This is a genomic window from Pseudomonas fluorescens, assembly GCF_902497775.2.
GTDB classification, from domain to species: domain Bacteria; phylum Pseudomonadota; class Gammaproteobacteria; order Pseudomonadales; family Pseudomonadaceae; genus Aquipseudomonas; species Aquipseudomonas putida_F.
Genome location: NZ_OZ024668.1, coordinates 4,291,017 through 4,314,055, shown reverse-complemented (window position 1 = coordinate 4,314,055; position 23,039 = coordinate 4,291,017). Strand labels below are relative to the sequence as shown.

Annotated in this window: 19 protein-coding genes; 4 read left to right on the top strand and 15 right to left on the bottom strand. The window is 61.9% G+C overall.

Annotated elements, in window-relative coordinates; translation table 11 throughout:
- Positions 1–13: 13 nt before the first annotated feature.
- On the bottom strand, positions 14–1,507 hold the full coding sequence (locus tag F8N82_RS19815) for a leucyl aminopeptidase (RefSeq protein WP_038996916.1): 1,494 nt from the start codon (positions 1,505–1,507) through the stop codon (positions 14–16).
- A 280-nt stretch (positions 1,508–1,787) separates the two neighbouring features.
- Here F8N82_RS19815 and lptF point away from each other — a divergent pair, with 280 nt between their 5' ends.
- Positions 1,788–2,903, top strand: a complete 1,116-nt coding sequence (gene lptF, locus F8N82_RS19810; protein WP_038996915.1) for an LPS export ABC transporter permease LptF — start codon at positions 1,788–1,790, stop codon at positions 2,901–2,903.
- Positions 2,896–3,957 (top strand): LPS export ABC transporter permease LptG, encoded by a 1,062-nt coding sequence (lptG, locus tag F8N82_RS19805; RefSeq protein ID WP_038996914.1) that lies wholly within the window; start codon positions 2,896–2,898, stop codon positions 3,955–3,957. Before lptF ends, lptG begins: the two co-directional genes overlap by 8 nt.
- 64 nt (positions 3,958–4,021) lie before the next feature.
- On the opposite strand, the gene F8N82_RS19800 is transcribed toward lptG, so the two are convergent.
- On the bottom strand, positions 4,022–4,561 hold the full coding sequence (locus F8N82_RS19800; RefSeq protein WP_038996912.1) for a hypothetical protein: 540 nt from the start codon (positions 4,559–4,561) through the stop codon (positions 4,022–4,024).
- 205 nt (positions 4,562–4,766) lie between these two features.
- Between F8N82_RS19800 and F8N82_RS19795 the strand changes: the two genes are divergently transcribed.
- Entirely contained in the window at positions 4,767–5,492 is a 726-nt protein-coding gene (locus tag F8N82_RS19795) for a monalysin family beta-barrel pore-forming toxin (RefSeq protein ID WP_052251579.1), read from the top strand.
- A 42-nt stretch (positions 5,493–5,534) separates the two neighbouring features.
- Here the strand turns inward: F8N82_RS19795 and F8N82_RS19790 are convergent, their stop codons facing one another.
- The 12 genes from F8N82_RS19790 to arcD (F8N82_RS19735) form a co-directional block, all read right to left on the bottom strand.
- Positions 5,535–6,020, bottom strand: a complete 486-nt coding sequence (locus tag F8N82_RS19790; protein ID WP_038996911.1) for an RDD family protein — start codon at positions 6,018–6,020, stop codon at positions 5,535–5,537.
- A gap of 97 nt (positions 6,021–6,117) precedes the next feature.
- On the bottom strand, positions 6,118–6,330 hold the full coding sequence (locus F8N82_RS19785) for a cold-shock protein (RefSeq protein WP_007931076.1): 213 nt from the start codon (positions 6,328–6,330) through the stop codon (positions 6,118–6,120).
- A gap of 348 nt (positions 6,331–6,678) precedes the next feature.
- The gene (gcvT, locus tag F8N82_RS19780) at positions 6,679–7,803 is read right to left on the bottom strand and encodes a glycine cleavage system aminomethyltransferase GcvT (RefSeq protein WP_038996910.1); all 1,125 of its coding nucleotides are present in this window, start codon (positions 7,801–7,803) and stop codon (positions 6,679–6,681) included.
- Between the two features lie 28 nt (positions 7,804–7,831).
- Positions 7,832–9,208, bottom strand: coding sequence for an L-serine ammonia-lyase (locus tag F8N82_RS19775; protein WP_038999597.1), 1,377 nt, complete (start codon positions 9,206–9,208; stop codon positions 7,832–7,834).
- 115 nt (positions 9,209–9,323) lie between these two features.
- Positions 9,324–12,179: an aminomethyl-transferring glycine dehydrogenase gene (gcvP, locus tag F8N82_RS19770; RefSeq protein ID WP_038996909.1), complete on the bottom strand. Its 2,856-nt coding sequence runs from the start codon at positions 12,177–12,179 to the stop codon at positions 9,324–9,326.
- Between the two features lie 9 nt (positions 12,180–12,188).
- A complete protein-coding gene (gcvH, locus tag F8N82_RS19765; RefSeq protein WP_038996908.1) occupies positions 12,189–12,572 on the bottom strand; it encodes a glycine cleavage system protein GcvH in 384 nt (127 codons plus the stop codon).
- A 274-nt stretch (positions 12,573–12,846) separates the two neighbouring features.
- Complete coding sequence (locus F8N82_RS19760; protein WP_038996907.1) at positions 12,847–14,355, bottom strand: sigma-54-dependent transcriptional regulator; 1,509 nt, start codon at positions 14,353–14,355, stop codon at positions 12,847–12,849.
- 115 nt (positions 14,356–14,470) lie between these two features.
- Positions 14,471–14,839 (bottom strand): DUF5064 family protein, encoded by a 369-nt coding sequence (locus F8N82_RS19755; RefSeq protein ID WP_038996905.1) that lies wholly within the window; start codon positions 14,837–14,839, stop codon positions 14,471–14,473.
- A gap of 55 nt (positions 14,840–14,894) precedes the next feature.
- Positions 14,895–15,824, bottom strand: a complete 930-nt coding sequence (arcC, locus tag F8N82_RS19750) for a carbamate kinase (RefSeq protein ID WP_038996904.1) — start codon at positions 15,822–15,824, stop codon at positions 14,895–14,897.
- A 131-nt stretch (positions 15,825–15,955) separates the two neighbouring features.
- Positions 15,956–16,966 carry an ornithine carbamoyltransferase gene (locus tag F8N82_RS19745; protein WP_038996903.1) on the bottom strand — a complete coding sequence of 337 codons (1,011 nt, stop codon included), beginning with the start codon at positions 16,964–16,966 and terminating at the stop codon, positions 15,956–15,958.
- Between the two features lie 78 nt (positions 16,967–17,044).
- Entirely contained in the window at positions 17,045–18,301 is a 1,257-nt protein-coding gene (arcA, locus tag F8N82_RS19740; RefSeq protein ID WP_038996902.1) for an arginine deiminase, read from the bottom strand.
- Positions 18,302–18,334: 33 nt separating this feature from the next.
- Positions 18,335–19,762: an arginine-ornithine antiporter gene (arcD, locus tag F8N82_RS19735; protein WP_038996901.1), complete on the bottom strand. Its 1,428-nt coding sequence runs from the start codon at positions 19,760–19,762 to the stop codon at positions 18,335–18,337.
- A gap of 443 nt (positions 19,763–20,205) precedes the next feature.
- Between arcD (F8N82_RS19735) and arcD (F8N82_RS19730) the strand changes: the two genes are divergently transcribed.
- Positions 20,206–21,633, top strand: a complete 1,428-nt coding sequence (gene arcD, locus F8N82_RS19730) for an arginine-ornithine antiporter (protein WP_038996900.1) — start codon at positions 20,206–20,208, stop codon at positions 21,631–21,633.
- Positions 21,634–21,662: 29 nt separating this feature from the next.
- Here arcD (F8N82_RS19730) and F8N82_RS19725 read toward each other — a convergent pair whose 3' ends face one another.
- On the bottom strand, positions 21,663–23,021 hold the full coding sequence (locus tag F8N82_RS19725) for a CoA transferase (RefSeq protein ID WP_038996899.1): 1,359 nt from the start codon (positions 23,019–23,021) through the stop codon (positions 21,663–21,665).
- Positions 23,022–23,039 lie beyond the last annotated feature (18 nt).

Here is a 23,039-nt window from a genome sequence, read left to right as displayed (position 1 = left end):
GGCCAGCGTCATCTCAGGCGTTGGCGCGATCGAGCAGATACTGGGTCAGCAGCGGGACCGGGCGGCCAGTAGCGCCCTTGTCCTTGCCGCCGCTGATCCAGGCGGTGCCGGCGATGTCCAGGTGAGCCCAGTTGTAGGCCTTGGCAAAGCGCGACAGGAAGCAACCGGCGGTGATGGTGCCGGCTTTCGGCCCGCCGATGTTGGCAATGTCGGCGAACGGGCTGTCGAGCTGTTCCTGGTACTCGTCGAACAGCGGCAGCTGCCAGGCGCGGTCGTCGGCGCGCTTGCCGGCATCGAGCAATTGCCCGACCAGGTCGTCGTTGTTGCCCATCAGGCCCGAGGTGTGGCTGCCCAGGGCGACGATGCAGGCGCCGGTCAGGGTGGCAATGTCGATTACCGCCTGCGGTTTGAAACGCTCGGCGTAGGTCAGGGTATCGCACAGCACCAGACGGCCTTCGGCGTCGGTGTTGAGGATTTCGACGGTCTGCCCGCTCATGGTCGTGACGATGTCGCCCGGGCGGGTGGCGCCGCCGCTTGGCATGTTTTCGGCGCAGGCCAGCAGGCACACCAGGTTGATCGGCAGTTGCAGTTCGAGCACAGCGCGCAGGGTACCGAAGACGCTGGCGGCACCGCCCATGTCGAACTTCATTTCATCCATGCCGGCGCCGGGCTTGAGGCTGATGCCGCCGGTGTCGAAGGTGATGCCTTTGCCCACCAGTACGAAAGGCTTCTCGCTCTTTTTGCCGCCCTGGTAGTTGAGCACGATCAGGCGTGGCGGCTGGTCGCTGCCCTGGCCGACGGCGTAGAAGGCACCCATGCCCAGGTCCTTGATCTTCTTCTCGTCCAGCACCTCGACCTTGAGGCCTTTGAATTCCTTGCCCAGGGCCTTGGCCTGTTCGGCCAGGTAGCTCGGGTGGCAGACGTTCGGTGGCAGGTTGCCCAGGTCGCGGGTGAAACCCATGCCGTTGGCGATGGCGACAGCGTGCTTGACCGCGCGCTCGACGTCGCTGGCGCCGGCCTTGGCGCTGAGCAGGGTAATTTTCTTCAGGGCGCGGGGTTCGGCCTTCTTGCTCTTGAACTGGTCGAAAACGTACTGGCCATCGAGCAGGGTTTCGGCCAGCAGGCGAGTCTTGCCATAAAAGGCATCGCGGCCGGCGACGGCGACGTCGTCCAGGGCCAGTGCCGCATCGCTGCCGTTCAGGCCTTTGAGCACTGCCAGCACACTGGCAATGACCTTGCGCCAGCTGCGATCACCCAGCTCTGCATCCTTGCCGGTACCGACCAGCAGCACGCGCTCGGCCTTGAGGTTCGGCAGGCTGTGCAGCAGCAGGGTCTGACCGACCTTGCCGGCCAGGTCGCCACGCTTGAGCACGCCGGCCAGGGCACCGCCGGTGGCTTCGTCAATGACCTTGGCGATGGCGCCGAGCTTGCCGCCTTCAGCCACAGGCAGGACCAGGGTGGCGGTTTTCAAGGATGCTGCGGCTACGCTTTTTACAACCAGTTCCATGTCAGGTTCCCCGAATGATCTGTCGATGCGCGGTGTCTATGCAGGCGCGGTCTTGGCCGCGTGGTCGCGTACCAGTGCTAAAGCCCCCAGTTTGAGCCTGCTTCGCCCGCCCTGACAACCCCGAGATGAAGCATTGTGCGGCGCCAAGTGACAGGCACGGCCAATCACAGGATAATGCGCCAACTTTTACCCGGGTCCGCTCTGGCGAGCGGGCTACTATCTTGGCTGTTATGGATTTCTTGTTCGGCTGTCCGAGCCTGACAACCCAGGAGTGTCTGGTTTGATCGTCTTTCGTTATCTGTCCCGCGAGGTCCTGGTGACCTTGAGTGCCGTCAGCGCCGTGCTGTTGGTCATCATCATGAGTGGGCGCTTCATCAAGTACCTGGCCCAGGCGGCCCAGGGCGTGCTCGATCCGAGCGTGCTGTTCCTGATCATGGGTTATCGCCTGCCGGGGTTCCTGCAGTTGATCCTGCCGTTGGGCCTGTTCCTCGGTATCCTGCTGGCCTACGGCCGGCTGTACCTGGAAAGCGAGATGACCGTGCTCTCGGCCACCGGCATGAGCCAGCAGCGCCTGCTCGGCATGACCATGGCCCCGGCGGCACTGGTGGCCTTGCTGGTCGCCTGGCTGAGCCTGAGCCTGGCACCCCAGGGCGTTACCCAGGTAGCGCAGATCATCAATCAGCAGGATGCCCTGACCGAGTTCGACACCCTGGTGCCGGGCCGCTTCCAGACCCTGCGCGATGGTTCGCGGGTGACCTACACCGAAGAGCTGTCGGAAGACCGGGTCAACCTCGGCGGCGTGTTCATTTCCGAGAAGCGCTTCAACCAGGACAAGACCAAGGACCGCGGACCGTCGGTACTGGTAGCGGAAAAAGGCCATCAGCAGGTCAACCCCGATGGCAACCGCTACCTGATCCTGGAAAACGGCTACCGCTATGACGGCAACCCTGGCCAGGCCGACTACCGCGCGATCAAGTACGACACCTACGGCGTGCTGCTGCCCAAGCCTGAAGTCAGCGAGGAAATCACCGAGCGTGAGGCCATCCCGACTTCGCAACTCTTGGGCAGTGACGGCCTGCGCGAACGTGCCGAGCTGCAATGGCGGCTGTCGTTGCCGCTGCTGGTATTCATCGTGACGTTGCTGGCGGTGCCGCTGTCGCGGGTCAACCCGCGCCAGGGCCGTTTCCTCAAGCTGCTGCCGGCGATTCTTCTGTATATGGCGTACCTGACAATGCTGATTGCCGTGCGTGGCGCCCTGGAGAAAGGCAAGCTGCCGATCGGCCTGGGCATCTGGTGGGTCCATGGCCTGTTCCTGTTGATTGGCCTGGGGCTGATGTACTGGGAGCCGTTGCGCCTCAAACGCGCCGCTCGCCGTGCGGAGGTGGCCCATGGTTAAGCTCGACAACTACATCGGCAAAAGCGTGCTGATGGCGATCCTCGCCGTTTTGGGGATTATCCTGGGCCTGGCATCGTTGTTCGCCTTCATCGACGAGATGGGCGATATCACCGATACCTACACACTGATGGACGCGGGCAACTTCGTCTTGCTCACCGCGCCGCGGCGCCTCTACGACATGCTGCCGATGGCCGCGCTGATTGGCTGTCTGATCGGCCTGGGCAGCCTGGCCAGCAGTAGCGAACTGACCATCATGCGCGCCGCCGGCGTGTCGATTGGGCGGATCGTCTGGGCTGTCATGAAGCCGATGCTGGTGCTGATGCTGGCCGGTATCCTGATTGGCGAGTACCTGGCCCCGGTGACCGAGAACAAGGCCCAGGCCGACCGTTCCCTGGCCCAGGGCGGCGGTGAGGCGCAAAGCTCCAAGCGCGGCATGTGGCACCGTCAGGGCGACGAGTTCGTGCACATCAACTCGGTGCAGCCCAACGGCCTGCTGTACGGCGTGACCCGCTATCGTTTCGACAGCGAGCGGCACATGCAGACGTCCAGCTTTGCCCGCCGCGCCCAGTACAAGGAAGACCACTGGCTGCTCAACGACGTGACCACCACGTATTTGCGTGGCGACCACACTGAAGTGGTCAAAACCCCTGAGGAGCGCTGGGATGTTTCCGTCACCCCGCAATTGCTCAATACCGTGGTGGTAGCGCCTGAGTCGCTGTCGATCACTGGCCTCTGGGACTACATCCACTACCTGTCCGACCAGGGCCTGAACAACGCCCGTTACTGGCTGGCGTTCTGGACCAAGGTGTTGCAGCCGATGGTTACCGCCGCGCTGGTGCTGATGGCCATCTCCTTCATCTTCGGCCCGCTGCGCTCGGTCACCCTCGGTCAGCGGGTGTTTACCGGTGTACTGGTAGGCTTCGTGTTCCGCATTGCCCAGGACTTGCTTGGGCCTTCGAGCCAGGTGTTCGGCTTCCCGCCGTTGCTGGCGGTGGTGCTGCCGGCGGCGATCTGTGCGCTGGCCGGGTTGTGGTTGTTGCGACGGGCGGGTTAGCGGCCCCCCGCAGTACAAGGAGCCCCGATGCGAATGTGTCGGGGCTTTTTTGTTTGCAGCGTGTTCAGGGCGCGCCAAAGCCCCAGCCCGCCACTTCCAGGGTAAAGCTCAGGGGTGAGCCTTCTTCATCATTGAGATAGTGCGATACAAGGCCATCCGGGCCTCTGGAGCTCCCGTATGGCTTCAACGGTTGGTTGTTTTCACTGATGATCATGACGTCCTCGTAGATACCGCCGCCGCTCACCCGCTGGCTCAGGCTCCAGAACGGGCCTGGTGTGTCGGTCGGCGTATAGAGCCCGATGTAGCGGTTACTGCTCCAGTCCAGGCGCTTGTCGTGCGACAGGCGAGCCGTATTGGGGGCACGGTTGAAAGTGCGTATTTCATAATAGGGCTCGACGTTAGCCACGTTGAGTGCGCCAAACCAGAACAGTTGCCCGGGGGCGCCGGGGAAGTTGCTGACGGTTAGCCAACTGCCATAAGAATCCGTTGTGTGATCGCTCAAGGGCGAGTATGACAGTTCAACACTTCCCAATTTGCCCTTGTGAGTGGCAGTGCTGGAACGCAGATAAGCAATAAATGAGCGCGGTGTATCATATTGGTACATGGGATGCCTCCGTTAGCAGGAGGTTCATTGTTGTTGTGCCGACTGTTTCTCGCCAGTCGCAAGCGCCCTGATGCACGGTAGGTTTTCTATGCGCTAACTGTCGGACTTTTTTAGAGCGGAAGTTTGTCCCGCTGGATCACTACGGTAACGGCGTTAAGGTGCTGCCTGATATCAATCAGTTTGCGATGAGCAGGGAGTTGTACAGATGGATGATAACAAACTAGCGGCCATTGACTATCCGCATAAGCAAGGTTCTGCCGAAATCGAACGGTACCTGCTGGGCGGGCAGGAGGGCCTCAAACCCGGGTGCTGGGTGGAGGGGCGCACGGTGTTTGGTGATGTGTTCATCGGCACACAGAACTGGGCGACTTATAGCCGGCCAGTGTTTGCTTATCTTGAGCATATCGATATTGTCCGCGTACCTGGGCAACTCGAGCGTAAACACACGGCGAGTATAGCCCAGGGCTACAGCAAGTCGTTTACGCAATCAGTGAGTGTTAACTATTCTGTGAGCGCCGCGATCAATGTTGTCAATGTTTCCTCTAGCATAGAAGTGGGCTACAGCGAGACGGAAACATGGTCGACTGATACCACCCGAAGTGAAGAGATCGTATTCAAAGGGCCGGAGGTTTATTATGGATATCAGCTGCACATGGTCTATGCCCACTGTGCAGGTAGTGCGGCAGCACAGGTAGCGCACTATTTCAGGCATCACAAGCAACTACTGCAGTACGGAAGGCGCCTGGACTTGTTCTATCTGTCATCGGTCGCGATGAATAAATTCCATTATGTAACGGAAAAAGAATCGATCGAGCCATTGACGTGGGACGCGGTGCAGCAGCAGGTGCTGGCCAATTACGACCCCGGTAGGAATGACGGCAAGTTTGATTTTGACCTGAAGGCTCACCAAAATCACTACCAGCGCTATTGAGCCAATTGCGGCGGGGCGGTGCCCTCGCCGCTACGGGGCGCTTTATTTTCGCTTGGGCACCCGCACCAACTGGCTGTCCGAATAAATGTCATGCCAGCTGCGCTTGCGTTTGTCGAAGAGGGCCCAGAGAAAGCCCAGGCCCAGGCACAACCATGAGCCTATCGCGACAACGAAGCGCAGCAAGGCCTGCCACAGACTGATGGCACTGCCGTCGGCGTTCTGCACACGAATGCCCCAGACCTGCATGCCCAGGGTCTGGCCGCCGTGGGTCCAGAACTTGGCGAAAAAGCCGAACAGGGCGAACAACAGGATCGTTGATAGCAACGGGTCGCCATCCAGGGCGCCGGACTCGGTCAATTCGCGCATACGGGCTTCACCGATGATCGCCATCTGGATCATTTTGTACGCGCCGGCGGTGACGATCAGCAGCGCGGTACACAGCAGGAAATCGTAGAACATGGCGGCCAGGCGGCGGCCGAGGTCGACCGCAGGGAAATTGCCCTCGGGTTGTAACAGGTGCTTGGGCACTGGCGAGGCCCTCCTTGCGCAAAACGCCCATTCTACGGAATTGCGCACACAAAAAAGCCCCTGCTGTTGCCAGCAGGGGCTTCTTTGTTGATGAAGATCAGCCTTCGGCTTGAACTTCGTCAGCCTGCATGCCTTTCTGGCCTTGCACGGCGATGAAGGTGACTTTCTGACCTTCTTTCAGGCTCTTGAAGCCGTTGCCCTGAATAGCGCGGAAGTGTACGAACAGATCCGGACCGCTTTCTGGAGTGATGAAACCAAAACCTTTCTCGTCGTTAAACCACTTGACGGTACCGCTCTGACGTTGGGACATTGTCTTATTTCCTTTGAAACTTAGAATTAGTAACAGCTTCTTCCAAATGAAAGAGTACTGGGCTGGGTTGCAGGAAAGTAAGAGACGTCGAACGGGTGTAGCAAAACATCAGAGCTACTGCCCAGGTCACGAACCATAGCGACCCATGCAAACACAGTGCACAGACAATACGCTAACTCAGAAGCCAAAAACAAGCCCTGCAGGCCGCTGCTTTGCTGCCTTTTGTCCACCGTTTGCGAATTTTCTACAGCTCATTCCAAGTCGCATCGGCAGGGTGTTCGAAAGTTATAAAAGGCGTTCGAATTCGAAAATCCGAACGCTTCATGACACACTGTTTCAAGTAACGATTCAGCCGCGGTAATAGCGCTGGGCAACAAAAGGCATCTTGCTGACTTTCATTGCCACGCGCTTGCCGCGCACGATGGCCCACACTGGGGTTTCCAGTGTGGTATGTGCGGCATCCAGGTAACCCATTGCCACCGGCGCGTTCAATGACGGGCCAAAGCCACCACTGCAGATGCTGCCAATAACCGTACCGGCTTCATCGACGATCTCGGCGCCCTCGCGGACCGGTGTGCGCTCCTGCGGCAGCAGGCCCACGCGTTTACGCACCACGCCACTTTGCTGCTGGGCGAAGATTGCCTCGGCACCCGGGAAGCCACCGGCGCGCTCGCCGTCGGCGCGGCGCACCTTGGAAATGGCCCAAAGCAGGCTGGCCTCGATTGGCGTGGTCTGGCCGTTCATGTCATGGCCATACAGGCACAGGCCGGCTTCCAGGCGCAGAGAGTCCCGTGCCCCCAGGCCGATCGCGGCCACTTGCGGTTCGGCCAGCAGGCGGCGGGCCAGTTCCTCGGCTTTTTCGGCTGGGACAGAAATCTCGAAACCGTCTTCACCGGTGTAACCCGAGCGGCTGACGTAGCAGTCGGCGCCCAGCAGTTGTACCGGCTGGAACTGCATGAAGGTCATCTTCGCCACGCAAGGCGCCAGGCGCTCCAGCACCTTGACTGCCGCCGGGCCCTGCAGGGCCAGCAGGGCGCGCGCTTCGAACAGTGGCTGGATCTGGCACTGATCACCAATATGCTTGCGCAAGTGGGCCAGGTCCTGTTCCTTGCAGGCGGCGTTGACCACCAGGAACAGTTCGTCGTTGCCCAGGTTGGCGACCATCAGGTCATCGAGGATGCCGCCGTGTTCGTTGGTGAACATGGCATAGCGCTGCATGCCCACCGGCAGGTCAATGATGTCGACCGGCACCAGGGTTTCCAGGGCCTTGGCCGCAGCGGCGCCGCTCAGGCGGATCTGACCCATGTGCGAAACATCGAACAGACCGGCCTGCTCGCGGCTGTGCAGATGCTCTTTCATCACCCCCAGCGGGTACTGGACCGGCATGTCGTAACCGGCGAAGGGCACCATACGGGCGCCCAGTTCCAGGTGCAAGGCGTGCAGCGGGGTCTTGAGCAGTGTTTCGGTGGACATTGATGACTCCTTGGGGCTTGAGAGGGTGTCAGCATTCGATGATGTTGACGGCCAGACCGCCGCGGGCGGTCTCCTTGTATTTGCTTTTCATGTCGGCGCCGGTCTGGCGCATGGTCCGGATGACTTTATCCAGCGAGACGAAGTGCTGCCCGTCACCGCGCAGGGCCATGCGCACGGCATTGATGGCCTTGACCGAGCCCATGGCGTTGCGTTCGATGCACGGCACCTGGACCAACCCGCCAATCGGGTCGCAGGTCAGGCCCAGGTTGTGCTCCATGCCGATCTCGGCGGCGTTCTCGACCTGCTGCACACTGCCGCCCATGACCTCGCACAGCGCGCCGGCAGCCATCGAGCAAGCAACGCCCACCTCGCCCTGGCAACCGACTTCGGCACCGGAGATCGAGGCGTTTTCTTTATAGAGGATGCCGATGGCGGCGGCGGTGAGCAGAAAACGCACCACGCCGTCGTCATTGGCGCCCGGGATAAAGCGCATGTAGTAGTGCAGCACCGCCGGGACGATACCGGCGGCGCCATTGGTCGGCGCGGTAACCACGCGCCCGCCAAAGGCGTTTTCTTCATTGACGGCCAAGGCATACAGGTTGACCCAGTCGAGCACCGACAGTGCATCGCGCAGGCTCGCCTCCGGGTTGCTGCACAGCTGGCGGTACAGCGCTGCGGCCCGGCGCTTGACCTTGAGCCCGCCCGGCAGGATGCCTTCGTTGCGACATCCGGCGGACACGCAGTCCTGCATGACCTGCCAGATATGCAACAGGCTGCTGCGGGTTTCGCTTTCCGGGCGCCAGGCCGATTCGTTGGCGAGCATGATCTGGCTGATCGACAGGTTCTGCGCCGCGCAGTGGCCGAGCAGTTCCTTGGCGGTCTTGAACGGGTAGGGCAGCACGGTGCTGTCTTCGACGATGCGGTCGGCACCGGCCGCGTCCTCATCGACCACGAAGCCACCGCCCACCGAGTAATACTCGCGGCTGCGAATCTGCAAACCGGCGGCGTCAAAGGCACGGAAGATCATGCCGTTGGGGTGAAAGGCCAGGGGTTTGCGGATCATTGCCAGGTGCTGCTTTTCGACGAAGTCGATGGCGTGCTCGCCGAGCAGGTTGAGCCGGCCGCTGCTGCGGATCGCCTGCAGGCGAGCAGAGATGCTTTCGGTATCGACCGTGTCCGGGTGTTCGCCTTCAAGGCCGAGCAGCACCGCCTTGTCGCTGCCGTGGCCTTTGCCGGTGGCGCCGAGCGAGCCGTAGAGTTCGGCCTTGACGCAGACCGTGGCGCCGAGCAGGTCGTCGCGGCGCAGGCCTTCGGCAAAGCGTGCAGCGGCGCGCATGGGGCCGACGGTATGGGAACTGGAGGGGCCGATGCCGATCTTGAACAGGTCGAAGACGCTTAATGACATGGTCGTACCCTCGTAATTGGGGAAGAGCATCGCGGGTCAAGTCGAGTCGTCGCACCGTCGCTCCCACAGGTAGGAGCGGCGGTGCGACGACTCGACTTGACCCGCGATGAGGCCATCAGACGTCCTGATAGCTCTCGATCGACGGGCAGGCGCAGACCAGGTTGCGGTCGCCGAACACGTTGTCGACCCGGCCGACCGGTGGCCAGTACTTGCCTTCCACCAGCGATGCCAGCGGATACACCGCCTGCTCACGGCTGTACGGGTGGCTCCATTCACCGGCGATTTCGGCGGCGGTGTGCGGGGCGTTCTTGAGCGGGTTGTCGTCCTTGTCCAGGCTTGCGCTTTCCACCGCGCGAATCTCTTCGCGGATGCGGATCATCGCCTCGCAGAAGCGGTCCAGTTCTTCTTTGGACTCGCTTTCGGTCGGTTCGATCATCAGCGTGCCGGCCACCGGGAACGACATGGTCGGGGCATGGAAGCCGAAGTCGATCAGGCGCTTGGCCACGTCATCGACGCTGATGCCGCTGCTGTCCTTGATCGGACGCAGATCGAGGATGCACTCGTGCGCCACCAAGCCATTGCTACCGGTGTACAACACAGGATAGTGCTCTTCCAGGCGGCGGGCGATGTAGTTGGCGTTGAGGATGGCCATCTGCGAAGCGCGCTTGAGCCCGGCGCCACCCATCATGCGGATGTACATCCAGGTGATCGGCAGGATGCTGGCGCTGCCGAACGGTGCTGCGCAGACCGCGCCCTGCTTGTTGTCCATGTGTGCATGGCCAGGCAGGAATGGCGCCAGGTGCGATTTGACGCCAATCGGGCCGACGCCCGGGCCGCCACCGCCGTGAGGGATGCAGAAGGTCTTGTGCAGGTTCAGGTGCGAAACGTCGCCACCGAACTTGCCCGGGGCGCAGAGGCCAACCATGGCGTTCATGTTGGCGCCGTCGATGTACACCTGGCCGCCGTTGTCGTGGATGATCGCGCAGATCTCGCCGATGGCTTCTTCGAACACGCCGTGGGTCGAGGGGTAGGTGATCATCAGCGCGGCGAGGTGTTCGCGGTGCTCGAGGGCCTTGGCGCGCAGGTCGTCGATGTCGACGTTGCCACGGGCGTCACAGGCAGTGACCACCACGCGCATGCCGGCCATGTGCGCGGTGGCGGGGTTGGTGCCATGGGCCGAGGACGGGATCAGGCAGATGTCGCGGCGCGCTTCGCCACGGCTCTGGTGGTAGGCACGGATGGCCAGCAGGCCGGCGTACTCGCCCTGGGAACCGGCGTTGGGCTGCAGCGACACGGCATCGTAGCCGGTGGCGGCGCAGAGCATGGCTTCCAGCTCGTGGGTCAGTTGCTGGTAACCCTGGCTCTGCTCGGCCGGTGCGAACGGGTGCAGGTTGCCGAACTCGGCCCAGGTCACCGGGATCATTTCGCTGGCGGCGTTGAGTTTCATGGTGCACGAGCCCAGTGGAATCATGGTGCGGTCCAGCGCCAGGTCTTTGTCGGCCAGGCGGCGCAGGTAGCGCATCAGCTCGGTTTCGCTGTGGTAGCGGTTGAACACCGGGTGTTCGAGGATCGCCGACTGGCGCAGCAGCGCGCGAGGCAATTGCGCTTGAACGCCGGCCGCGAGGGTGGCGAAGTCAGGGGTGGCCTTGCCATCGGCGAACAGCAGCCACAGGGCTTCGACGTCGGCCTGGCTGCTGGTTTCATCCAGCGACAGGCCCAGGCGCTGGGCATCGACCTGGCGCAGGTTCAGGCGCTGGGTGCGGGCCTGGTCGTGCAGGGCGGTGGTGGCGCTGCCGGTGGCTAGGGTCAGGGTGTCGAAGAAGTGTTCCACTTCGACCTGCACACCCAGTTGCTGCAGGCCAGCCTTGAGGATCGCGGTCAGCGCATGGGTGCGCTCGGCAATCTGCTTCAGGCCCTGCGGGCCGTGGTACACGGCGTACATGCTGGCGATGTTGGCCAGCAGTACTTGGGCGGTGCAGATGTTGCTGGTGGCTTTCTCGCGGCGAATGTGTTGTTCGCGGGTCTGCATGGCCAGGCGCAGGGCGGTCTTGCCGAAACGGTCGATCGACACACCGACCAGGCGGCCGGGCATGTCGCGCTTGAACGCGTCGCGGGTCGAGAAGTAGGCCGCGTGCGGACCACCGAAGCCCAGCGGTACACCAAAGCGCTGGGCGCTGCCGATGGCCACGTCGGCGCCGAATTCGCCCGGCGGGGTCAGCAGGGTCAGGGCCAGCAGGTCGGCGGCCACGGCCACCAGGGCATTGGCCGCGTGGAAGCGCTCGACCAGCTCACGGTAATCGAAGACTTCACCGCCGCTGGCCGGGTATTGCAGCAGGGCGCCGAAGAAGGCGCTGACATCGCTCAGTTCACGCTCGTCGCCGACGACAACCTCGATACCCAGCGGCTCGGCACGGGTGCGCAGCACGTCGAGGGTTTGCGGGTGGCAATGCACGGACGCGAAGAAGGCATGGCTGGCCTTGTTCTTGCTCAGGCGTTTGCAGAAGGTCATGGCTTCGGCGGCAGCGGTGGCTTCGTCGAGCAAGGATGCGTTGGCGATCGGCAGGCCGGTGAGGTCGCTGATCAGGGTCTGGAAATTCAGCAGCGCTTCCAGGCGGCCCTGGGAAATCTCTGGCTGGTACGGGGTGTAGGCAGTGTACCAGGCCGGGTTTTCCAGCAGGTTGCGCAGGATCGGCGCCGGGGTGTGGCAGTTGTAGTAACCCTGGCCGATGAAACTCTTGAACAGTTGGTTGTTGCTGGCGATGGCCTTGAGCGAGGCCAGGGCCTCGGCTTCGCTTTGCCCTGCGCCCAGTTCAAGGACGCTGGTGCCCTTGATGCTGTCGGGGATGACAGCGGCGCTCATGGCTTCCAGCGAGTCGAAGCCGAGGGTGGCGAGCATGTGCTGTTCGTCGCGTTGGCGCGGGCCGATGTGACGAGCGATGAATTCGTTGGCAGTGCCGAGGTTGATGGTCATGGTGGCTCCTCAGACGTCAGCGTTGGCTTTGATCAGGCGGTCGTAGGCGTCCTGGTCGAGCAGTTGCGCGACGGCGCTGGCATCGGCGGGGATGAAACGGAAGAACCAGCCTTCGCCCAGCGGGTCTTCGTTGACCCGTTCGGGGTTGTCTTCGAGCTGGTCGTTGACTGCAACCACCTCGCCGGTCAGGGGCATGTACACACCGCTGGCGGCCTTCACCGACTCGACGGTCGACGCTTCGGCGCCTTGCTCGTAGCGTTGCAGCTCCGGCAGTTGCACGTAGACCACATCGCCCAGGGCGTTTTGGGCGAAGGCGGTAATCCCGACGGTGACGCTGCCGTCAGCTTCGGTACGCAGCCATTCGTGATCTTCGGTGAATCGCAACTCGCTCATGGAAACTCCTCAAGGGCCGCAGGGGACGGCTGTGGGCATGGCTCAAGTGAGCCCAGGGATGTGTAATGCCATAGCAATAATGCGGCCATCTATAAAATATCGTTATAAAACAATACGTTATAAATTTTTCGAGTAGCGGGAGGTCTACAGCTGTAGCGAAATCACTACAGCAGAAGCTGGCAAAAAAAGCGCAAGTGGATCAGAACCTTGCACCATGGCCCTGAAACTGTGTTGTATTGATATCGATACGCTGTAGCGATTTCAGTACGGCTGCTCAGGGCTTAGCCGGGATGCCGTATTTGCGCAGACGATGGGCAATCGCGGTGTGCGAGGTTTGCAGGCGGCTGGCCAGCTGCCGGGTCGAGGGGTAGCTGCTGTAGAGCTTGGTCAGCAGGTTGCGTTCGAAGTCTTCCACGGCCTGTTCCAGGCTATCGACTTCAGCGTCATGCCCGCGGCCCACCGAGGTGCCGGCGATGTCCAGGTCGCCGATGTCCACCAGGCTGCTTTCGCTGATGGCGGCGGCGCGGAAGATCACGTTCTGCAGCTGACGCACGTTGCCCGGCCAGCGGTTGCCCAGCAGCGCCGGATAAGTGGCCGGGGCCAGGCGGCACAGTGGGCGCTGGATCTGGGTGCAGGCTTGCTGCATGAAATAGCGTGCTAACAGAAGGATGTCCTGGCCACGCTCGCGCAGCGGCGGCACCTGCAGATTGAGCACGTTCAGGCGGTAGAACAGGTCTTCGCGAAAGGTGCCTTCGGCGACCATCTTTTCCAGGTCGCGGTGGGTGGCGCTGAGGATCCGCACATTGACCTTCACCTCACGGTCGCCACCAACCCGGCGAAAGCTGCCGTCGTTGAGAAAACGCAGGAGCTTGGCCTGCAGGTACGGCGACATCTCGCCAATCTCGTCGAGGAACACCGTGCCCTGGTTGGCCAGCTCCATCAGCCCCGGTTTGCCGCCGCGTTGGGCGCCGGTGAAGGCGCCGGGGGCGTAACCGAACAGCTCGCTTTCGGCCAGGTTCTCTGGCAACGCCGCGCAGTTGAGCGCCAGAAAGGGCGCGCTGTGACGGCTGCTGATGGCGTGACAGGCGCGCGCCACCAGTTCTTTGCCGGTCCCGGTTTCACCGTGGATCAGCAACGGCGCATCCAGGGCCGCCACACGCAGGGCGCGGGCCTTGAGGGTGCGGATGGGGGGTGAGTCACCCAGCAGCGCATCGAAGCCTTCGGCGTGATCGTGGTGCAGTGCCGACAGCCGTTCGCCGATGCGGTTGGGCTGGTACAGGGTCAGCAGGGCACCGGCGTTGGTGATCGGCGTGGCATCGAGCAGCAGGGTCTGGCCGTTGAGGGTCACTTCGCGCAGCGGCAGGTGAAAGCCTTGTTCGATCAGGGCCTCGAGCAACCCCGGGTCGCCAAACAGGTCGGCCACCGAACGGTCGGACGGCTCCTGCCCACACAGCGCCACCAGTGCCGGGTTGGCCAGCAGCACATGGCCGGCGCTGTCCAGGGCCAGTACCGGGTCGCTCATCGCCGCGAGCAGGGCATCGAGTTGCAGGTGGCGGCGTTGGCCGGGGAGGATGTCGACCACTTGGACGGACTGCACGCCGTGCACGTTGAACAGCGCATCGTGCAGCTCTTCGAGCACGTGGGGGCTGAGGGTCGGGGCGTCGATATAGACGTTCGGCGGCACCATCTCCACGGCGTCCAGGTTGAGGTTGCGGGCGCCAAGCAGGGCCAGTACTTCCTGGGTGATACCGACGCGGTCGATGAAACTGACGTGGATGCGCATGGGGGGAGGGGTTCAAGGCTGCCGAAGGCGGCCAGTATGCTGTTCAGCGCAATCGCGGGGCAAGCCCGCTCCTACCTGGGTGGGAGCGGGCTTGCCCCGCGATGAGGCCCGAAGGCTATTCCAGATGTTCTGGCTTGACCGAGTCGCCAGACTTCACATCCAGCTGAGTCCGAATATCATCGAACATCAGGTCATAGATCTTGTGAGTCGACCCCAGGCTCTCGAATTTCTTCGGCGCTGGCAGGTAGCTCTGGGCCTTGCGAGTGGCGAGGCTGAGGAAGCTGGGGAGGACCTGATCCTTGGCCAGGAAGAAGTTTTCGTCCACCGGCTTGCCTTCGATGCTGCCATGCATGCGGAACTGAATGCCTCGGCCTTCCCTGGGGTCCTGCGCCACTTCGTAATTGATGTTCAGGTCATAGCTGTGATCATTCTTGTTCAGCGCGGTGCGCTCGATATGGACGTGACCAGGTTGAAACTGGGCCATGGTGCGATCCTCCGGAAGGTTGAAAATGGCGGGCCCGCAAGCCCGCCCACTGCATTCAACGGTAGCTGATTCCAGGCTTCGAGGTGCTCACCCGGGTACCGGCCGTACCCTTGACGATATCCTCGATGTCGGCCAGCGAACCGATAACCGCCACTTTGCCGGTGTTACGCGCAAAGTCGCAAGCAGCCTGGACCTTCGGGCCCATGGAGCCTGCGGCAAAGCCGAGGCGTTCGAGCTCGTCCGGGTGCGCCTGGGCAATGGCTTTTTGGGTCGGCTTGCCGTAGTCGATGAACGCGGCGTTGACGTCGGTGGCGATCACCAGCAGGTCGGATTCCAGCTGTTCGGCCAGCAGCGCCGAGCACAGGTCCTTGTCGATCACCGCCTCGATGCCCTTGAGCTTGTGGTCGGCGTCATACATGGTCGGAATGCCGCCACCGCCGGCGCAGATGACGATGCTGCTCTTTTCCAGCAGCCATTTGATCGGGCGAATCTCGAAGATGCGCTTGGGTTTCGGGCTGGCTACCACACGGCGGTATTTATCGCCGTCGGCCTTGACCACCCAGCCTTTCTCCTTGGCCAGGCGCTCGGCGTCTTCCTTGCTGTAGACCGGGCCGATGAACTTGGTCGGGTCCTTGAAGGCCGGGTCGTTGGCGTCCACCTCGACCTGGGTCAGGAGGGTGGCGAACGGCACTTCGAAGTCCAGCAGGTTGCCCAGCTCCTGTTCGATGATGTAGCCGATCATGCCCTCGGTTTCCGCCCCGAGCACGTCCAGTGGGTAGGCTTCGTCAGGCTTGTAGGATTGCGCCTGCAATGACAGCAGGCCAACTTGCGGGCCATTGCCGTGGGCGATGACCAGCTCGTTACCCGGATGGATCTTGGCGATCTGCTCGGCGGCGATGCGGATATTGGCGCGCTGATTGTCTGCAGTCATGGGTTCGCCACGGCGCAGCAGGGCGTTGCCGCCCAATGCAACAACGATACGCATGATGATGTCCTTCTAGGAAAGGGAGATGCCACCCTGTAGGAGCGGGCTTGCCCCGCGATGGCGGTGCATCTGCTGCACCGCGGTGACGTTATCGCGGGGCAAGCCCGCTCCCACAGTAGTTGGCAGCTGGATTACAGGTCAGCCAGGGTCGACACCAGGATCGCCTTGATGGTGTGCATGCGGTTTTCCGCTTGCTCGAAGGCGATGCAGGCTGGCGACTCGAACACGTCGTCGGTCACTTCGATACCGTTGGCCAGGTTCGGGTACTGCTCGGCGATCTGTTTGCCGACCTTGGTGTCGGAGTTGTGGAACGCTGGCAGGCAGTGCATGAACTTGGTCCGCGGGTTGCCGGTGGCTTTCATCAGCTCGGCGTTGACCTGGTACGGCAGCAGTTGCTGGATGCGTTCGCCCCAGGCTTCAACCGGCTCGCCCATCGATACCCAGACGTCGGTGTGGATGAAGTCGACGCCCTTGACCGCGGCTTTCGGGTCTTCGGTCAGGGTGATGCGCGCGCCGCTTTCTTCTGCGTATTTCTTGCAGCGGGCGACCAGGTCGTCGTGCGGCCACAGGGCTTTCGGCGCGCAGATGCGTACGTCCATGCCGAGCTTGGAACCGACCAGCAGCAGCGAGTTGCCCATGTTGTTACGGGCGTCGCCCAGGTAGGCGTAGCTGATGTCGTGGATCGGTTTGTCGGCGTGCTCACGCATGGTCAGCACGTCGGCGATCATCTGGGTCGGGTGATATTCGTCGGTCAGGCCGTTGAACACCGGCACGCCGGCGAACTTGGCCAGTTCTTCGACGATTTCCTGTTTGAAGCCACGGTACTCGATGGCGTCATACATGCGCCCGAGCACGCGGGCGGTGTCCTTCATACTCTCCTTGTGGCCGATCTGCGAGGAGTTCGGGTCGATGTAAGTGACGTTGGCGCCCTGGTCGTAGGCAGCCACTTCGAAGGCGCAACGGGTGCGGGTCGAGGTCTTCTCGAAAATCAGCGCAATGTTGTTGCCTTTGAGGTGTTGTTGCTCGGTGCCGGTGTACTTGGCACGTTTCAGGTCGCGGGACAGGTCCAGCAGGTAGCGCAACTCGCGAGGGGTGTGGTGTTCCAGGCTCAGCAGGTTACGGTTGTGGATGTTGAACGCCATGATGATTCTCCTGTTCTTGGGAACGGAAAGCGGTGATCGGCCCGCCTGCACCTCTGGGTGCAGGCGGTTGATGGTCGTTTAGTAGTCGATAGGGTCGCGCACGATCGGGCAGGTCATGCAGTGACCGCCGCCGCGGCCACGGCCCAGTTCGCCGGCGCTGATGGTGATGACTTCGATGCCCGCCTTGCGCAGCAGGGTGTTGGTGTAGGTGTTGCGGTCGTAGCCGATGACCACGCCAGGCTCTACCGCCACCACGTTGTTGCCGTCATCCCATTGCTCGCGTTCGGCGGCGAAGCTGTTGCCGCCGGTCTCGACCACGCGCAGTTTTTTCAGGTTGAGCGATTCGGCGACCACATCGAGGAACGACTTGTTCTCGCGGCGCACGTCCATGCCGTATGGCTTGCTGCTGTCCGGACGGATGACGAACGGGACGATTTCCTTGACCACTTCCGGGAAGACCGTGACCAGGTCGCGGTCGCAGAAGCTGAATACGGTATCCAGGTGCATCGCTGCGCGGGATTTCGGCAAGCCGGCCACCACGACCTTCTCGACCGCGCCTTTGGCAAACAGCGATTGCGCCAGTTGACCGATGGCCTGACGCGAGGTGCGCTCGCCCATGCCGATCAGTACCACGCCATTGCCGATCGGCATGACGTCGCCGCCTTCGAGGGTGGCCTTGCCGTGGTCATGGTCCGGGTCGCCGTACCAGACTTCAAAGTCGGCACCGGTGAACTCGGGGTGGAACTTGTAGATGGCGGTGGTCAGCAGGGTTTCCTGGCGTCGCGCTGGCCAGTACATCGGGTTGAGGGTTACGCCGCCGTAGATCCAGCAGGTGGTGTCGCGGGTGAACTGGGTGTTGGGCAGTGGGTCGAGCAGGAAGCTTGAGTGGCCCAGGTAGTCGCGGTACATCTTGATGACGCTGGCGCCTTCGCTGTCGGGCAGGTCTTCACCGGCGACGCCGCCGATCAGGAACTCGGCCAGTTTGCGTGGCTCCAGGCCTTCGAGCCAGCTGCGCACTTCGTTGGTCAGGCCGACACCGACGGTGTCTGGGGTGATCTTGCGGTCGAGGATCCATTTCAGCGCTTCGGGGTTCTGGATGGTCTCGGTCAGCAGGTTGTGCATTTCCAGCACTTCGATGCCACGCTCACGCATCTTGGTGACGAAGTCGAAGTGGTCGCGCTTGGCCTGATTGACCCAGATGACGTCATCGAACAGCAGTTCATCGCAGTTGCTCGGGGTCAGGCGCTGGTGCGCCAGGCCAGGGGAGCAGACCATCACTTTGCGCAGTTTGCCGGCTTCGGAATGTACGCCGTACTTAACTTTATCCGTGGACATGGTTCATTTCCTCCAAGTTGCGAAAACGGGTGGTTACAGAGTCAGGAAGCCGTCGTACAGGCCATAGGCAGCCACCAGGGCGCCGATGACTACGGCGGCGAAGATCAGCTTCTCCACGTTGGTAAAAATCGGTTGGCCGACCTCGCGCTTGGCCTTGGCGAACAGGATCACGCCAGGGGCATACAGTAGGGCCGAGAGCAGCAGGTATTTGACGCCACCGGCATACAGCAGCCAGATCGCGTAGATCAGGGCGATGGCGCCGATGACCAGGTCCTTCTTACGTTCGGCCAGGGCCTGTTCGTAGGTTTCGCTGCGCAGGGCGAGCAGAAAGGCATAGGCCGCCGACCACAGGTAAGGCACCAGGATCATCGAGGTGGCGAGGTAGATCAGTGACAGGTAGGTACTGGCCGAAAACAGAGTGATGACCAGGAAGATCTGCACCATGGCGTTGGTCAGCCACAGGGCGTTGGCCGGTACGTGGTTGGCGTTCTCGCGGCGCAGGAACTCCGGCATGGTGTGGTCTTTGGCGGCGGCAAACATGATCTCGGCGCACAGCAGTACCCAGGACAGCAGGGCACCGAGCAGCGAGATGATCAGGCCGACGCTGATCAGCACCGCGCCCCAGTGACCAACCACGTGCTCAAGCACGGCGGCCATCGATGGGTTCTGCAGCTTGGCCAGTTCCGGTTGGGTCATGATGCCCAGCGACAGCACGTTGACCAGCACCAGGAACAGCAGCACGGTGATGAAACCGATCACCGTGGCCTTACCCACGTCCGAGCGTTTTTCTGCCCGGGCCGAGAAGATGCTCGCGCCCTCGATACCGATGAACACCCAGACGGTGACCAGCATCATGTTGCGCACCTGGTTCATCACGCTGCCCAGGTCCGGGTTCATCGAGCCCCAGATGTCAGCGGTGAAGATGTCCAGCTTGAAGGCGAACAGGGCGATCAGTACGAACAGTGCCAGCGGCACGACTTTGGCCACGGTGGTGACCAGGTTGATGAATGCCGCTTCCTTGATGCCGCGCAGTACCAAAAAGTGCACGGCCCAGAGCAGCACCGAGGCGCCGATGACCGCCGCCGGGGTGTTGCCCTCGCCAAAAATCGGGAAGAAGTAGCCGAGGGTGCTGAACAGCAACACGAAGTAGCCGACGTTGCCGAGCCAGGCACTGATCCAGTAGCCCCAGGCTGAAGAAAAGCCCATGTAATCGCCGAAACCGGCCTTGGCGTAGGCGTATACCCCGCCGTCCAGGTCAGGCTTGCGATTGGCCAGGGTCTGGAACACGAAAGCCAGGGTCAGCATGCCGATGGCGGTGATGCCCCAGCCGATCAGAACAGCGCCTACATCGGCACTTGCGGCCATGTTTTGCGGCAGCGAAAAGATCCCGCCGCCGATCATCGAGCCGACCACAAGTGCAACCAGTGCACCAAGTCGTAGTTTTCCGGGAGCGTCTGACATTGATTAACTCCGTACCAGGAGAAGAGATGACGCTAGAATAAATCCAGCGGCGAAGTCATTAGCTGATTCAGGTCAGTTCATGAGGACATTCCATTGCAAATCAGTGACTGAAACAGCCTCCTGGAGTATGCCGAGCACAGTGCTGCAAGCCTTGTCCACTGGCACCTCCATGGCGTTTTAGAGCAATCGCTCTTGCGGGGCTGCGAGAATTGAAGCTAGTCCGTTTTGGGCGAATCGCAAATTTTTCCTGAGAAATTATCTTATTAGCTTGAAGAAGCGGAAATTGTGCACAAAACTCACCATTTAGTTCGTCAGGCATAGACGCGCTAGTTATGAGCAGGGAGCGCTTAGTGGTTTAATATATATAGACGCTTACTCTGAGCTTATATTTAACTCAGGGTGTACCTTCGGCGTTACAAACACGAGACAGAAAGGGGATCTCTATGTCCGAACCTGGACAGAAACTGCGCCTGGGTGCGTTGATCGCCTTGGTGGTCGGCTCGATGATTGGCGGCGGGATCTTTTCGCTGCCGCAGAACATGGCCGCGCGTGCCGACGTCGGCGCCGTGCTGATCGGTTGGGGCATCACGGCGGTGGGCATGTTGGCCCTGGCCTTTGTGTTCCAGACCCTGGCCAACCGCAAGCCGGAGCTAGATTCCGGCGTGTATGCCTATGCCAAGGCCGGCTTTGGCGAGTACATGGGGTTTTCTTCAGCCTGGGGTTACTGGATCAGCGCCTGGCTGGGCAACGTCGGCTACTTCGTGCTGCTGTTCAGCACCCTGGGCTTCTACTTCCCGGTGTTTGGCGAGGGCAACACGCCGATTGCCATCGCTTGCGCCTCGTTGCTGCTGTGGGCGGTGCATTTTCTGGTGCTGCGCGGGATCAAGGAGGCCGCATTCATCAACCAGGTGACCACCGTGGCGAAGATCGTGCCGCTGGTGATGTTCATCGTCATTGCTGCCGTGGCCTTTCGTGCCGACATTTTTACCCGTGACATCTGGGGCTTGAGTAACCCGAAGTTTGGCGGGGTGCTCGACCAGGTGCGTAACATGATGCTGGTGACGGTGTTCGTGTTCATCGGCATCGAGGGCGCCAGCGTTTACTCGGGTCGGGCGGCGAAACGCTCGGATGTGGGCAAGGCCACGGTGATCGGTTTTATTGGCGTGCTGGCCCTGCTGGTGCTGGTCAACGTACTGTCGCTGGGGGTCATGACCCAGCCGGAACTGGCGGCGCTGCAGAACCCGTCGCTGGCTTCGGTGCTTGAACATATCGTTGGGCCCTGGGGCGCGTTGCTGATCAGCATCGGCCTGGCAGTGTCGCTGCTGGGGGCGTTGCTCTCGTGGGCCTTGCTGTGCGCCGAGATTCTGTTCGCCACGGCCCGCGACCAGACCATGCCGCGCTTTCTGGCCAAGGAAAATGCCAATCACGTACCGGCCAATGCGCTGTGGCTGACCAATGTGATGATTCAGCTGTTCTTGCTGATCACCCTGTTTTCCGCCGGGACCTACACCAGTCTGATCTACCTGGCCTCGTCGATGATCCTCGTGCCGTACCTGTGGTCGGCGGCTTACGCGGTGTTGCTGGCGGTGCGCGGCGAGTCGTACGCAGGGCACCCGGGCGCGCGGCGCAAGGACCTGGTGATTGCGGGCATCGCGTTGATCTACGCGATCTGGCTGCTGTATGCGGGTGGACTGAAGTACCTGCTGCTGTCGGCGCTGCTGTATGCGCCGGGGGTGATCCTGTTTGCCCGGGCCAAGCATGAGCAGGGGCAGGCACTGTTCACCACCTGGGAGAAGCTGATCTTTGCCGCCGTACTGGTGGGCGCGGGGTTGGCGGCTTATGGCTTGTACAGTGGGGTGTTGAGCCTTTGAAAGCATCGCGGGCTTGACCCGCGATGGTGTCACCATCGCGCCAAAGCCGAGCCCAGCTCACAAGCCCCACGCTGCCAAGCCAACGGCGCGCCTTCGACCAGCAACGGCGCCTTCAGCCGTTGCGTCATCCCCCAGGGCGTCTGCTCCAGCAGCGGGTTCAGATCCGCTGCCGTCTCAGCCTGCAACGGCAAATCCGCTGCCCCCGTGCCCTGATCGATCAGCAGCTTCGCCGTGCGCGCCAGCGACAGGCGCAGGGTTGCCCCGCAACCGCTGCCCAGGCGTTCGCTGTAGGCCTTGATCGCCGCAGCCGCCATCAGGTACCCGGTGCCATGGTCCAATGCCTGCACCGGTAGCGGCACGGGCTTTTCAGCCTGTTGCCAATGCATGCCTTCACAAGCGATGCCGCAGCTCATCTGCACCAGGCTATCGAAGCCCCGGCGCTGTTGCCAGGGGCCGCTCCAGCCATAGGCGTTGAGGCTCACATCAATCAGTCCGGGGTTGAGTTGGCGGCGCTGCTCGCTGGCATACCCCAGTCGTTCGAGGGCATCGGCGCGGTAACCATGCAGGAGAATATCGGCTTCACTGAGTAGGCATTCAAACACCCGTCGATCATCCCCATCGTGCAAGTCAAGGCGCGCACAACGTTTACCCAAGGTCACCTCGGCGACCACTGCCGGCTCTTCCCAGCCCGGTGGATCGATACGCAGCACATCGGCGCCAAAGCCAGCCAGCAGGCGGCTGGCTGTGGGGCCGGCGAGGATCCGGGTCAGGTCCAGGACCTTGACCCCGGCCAAAGGTCGGACGGCGTTACCGGTCCAGCGTCTGGTTGTAAAGGCTGGAGCCAGTTGGCGGTGAATCAACGGCTCGGCATTCACTGCCAGGCCCTGAGGGTGGGCGGACCATTCGGGCCAGTTACGCATTTGCGCGGCGCAACCGCCCGCGGTGACTATCGCGCTTTCCAGCTCGCTTGCGCGCCAGCGCGCAACCAGATCAGCCATTTGTGCGCGATCAGCCGCACGGCCCACTACTTTTTCGGCGGCAGCTCGATGATGAGTTGCATTGGTATGAAGACGGATCCAGCCATCCTCGGTCGGGTAGTCACCGGCAATCGGATCCCACAGCGGCGGTGTGCCCCATCCTTGCGGGCGCAGGCTGGTGGCAAACCAGAACGAGCTCAGGCGGCGGTCAACCTCGACGGCAGGTTGTTGCTCGAGCTGGCGCTGCAGCAGTTCTGTGATTGCCAGGCCGCAGGCGGCAATGCTGCTACTGGCAAGTTCGGTGACGGCGAAGGTCGAAGGCAGGGCGCCGCTGCCGCGAAAGTACAGGGCGTTGAGCAGTGCCGTTGGCAACTGCAGTTCGGCGACAAGGGTGTCCAGTAGCGCGGTCATCAATGGCCCTCCGGCAGA

Bases quoted from the DNA above. Each gene is read 5' to 3' on its own strand.
- F8N82_RS19815 (WP_038996916.1), bottom strand. From the start codon at position 1,507: ATGGAACTGGTTGTAAAAAGCGTAGCCGCAGCATCCTTGAAAACCGCC.
- lptG (WP_038996914.1), top strand. From the start codon at position 2,896: ATGGTTAAGCTCGACAACTACATCGGCAAAAGCGTGCTGATGGCGATC.
- F8N82_RS19800 (WP_038996912.1), bottom strand. From the start codon at position 4,561: ATGTACCAATATGATACACCGCGCTCATTTATTGCTTATCTGCGTTCC.
- F8N82_RS19795 (WP_052251579.1), top strand. From the start codon at position 4,767: ATGGATGATAACAAACTAGCGGCCATTGACTATCCGCATAAGCAAGGT.
- F8N82_RS19785 (WP_007931076.1), bottom strand. From the start codon at position 6,330: ATGTCCCAACGTCAGAGCGGTACCGTCAAGTGGTTTAACGACGAGAAA.
- gcvT (WP_038996910.1), bottom strand. From the start codon at position 7,803: ATGTCCACCGAAACACTGCTCAAGACCCCGCTGCACGCCTTGCACCTG.
- F8N82_RS19775 (WP_038999597.1), bottom strand. From the start codon at position 9,208: ATGTCATTAAGCGTCTTCGACCTGTTCAAGATCGGCATCGGCCCCTCC.
- gcvP (WP_038996909.1), bottom strand. From the start codon at position 12,179: ATGACCATCAACCTCGGCACTGCCAACGAATTCATCGCTCGTCACATC.
- gcvH (WP_038996908.1), bottom strand. From the start codon at position 12,572: ATGAGCGAGTTGCGATTCACCGAAGATCACGAATGGCTGCGTACCGAA.
- F8N82_RS19760 (WP_038996907.1), bottom strand. From the start codon at position 14,355: ATGCGCATCCACGTCAGTTTCATCGACCGCGTCGGTATCACCCAGGAA.
- F8N82_RS19755 (WP_038996905.1), bottom strand. From the start codon at position 14,839: ATGGCCCAGTTTCAACCTGGTCACGTCCATATCGAGCGCACCGCGCTG.
- arcC (WP_038996904.1), bottom strand. From the start codon at position 15,824: ATGCGTATCGTTGTTGCATTGGGCGGCAACGCCCTGCTGCGCCGTGGC.
- F8N82_RS19745 (WP_038996903.1), bottom strand. From the start codon at position 16,966: ATGGCGTTCAACATCCACAACCGTAACCTGCTGAGCCTGGAACACCAC.
- arcA (WP_038996902.1), bottom strand. From the start codon at position 18,301: ATGTCCACGGATAAAGTTAAGTACGGCGTACATTCCGAAGCCGGCAAA.
- arcD (WP_038996901.1), bottom strand. From the start codon at position 19,762: ATGTCAGACGCTCCCGGAAAACTACGACTTGGTGCACTGGTTGCACTT.
- arcD (WP_038996900.1), top strand. From the start codon at position 20,206: ATGTCCGAACCTGGACAGAAACTGCGCCTGGGTGCGTTGATCGCCTTG.
- F8N82_RS19725 (WP_038996899.1), bottom strand. From the start codon at position 23,021: ATGACCGCGCTACTGGACACCCTTGTCGCCGAACTGCAGTTGCCAACG.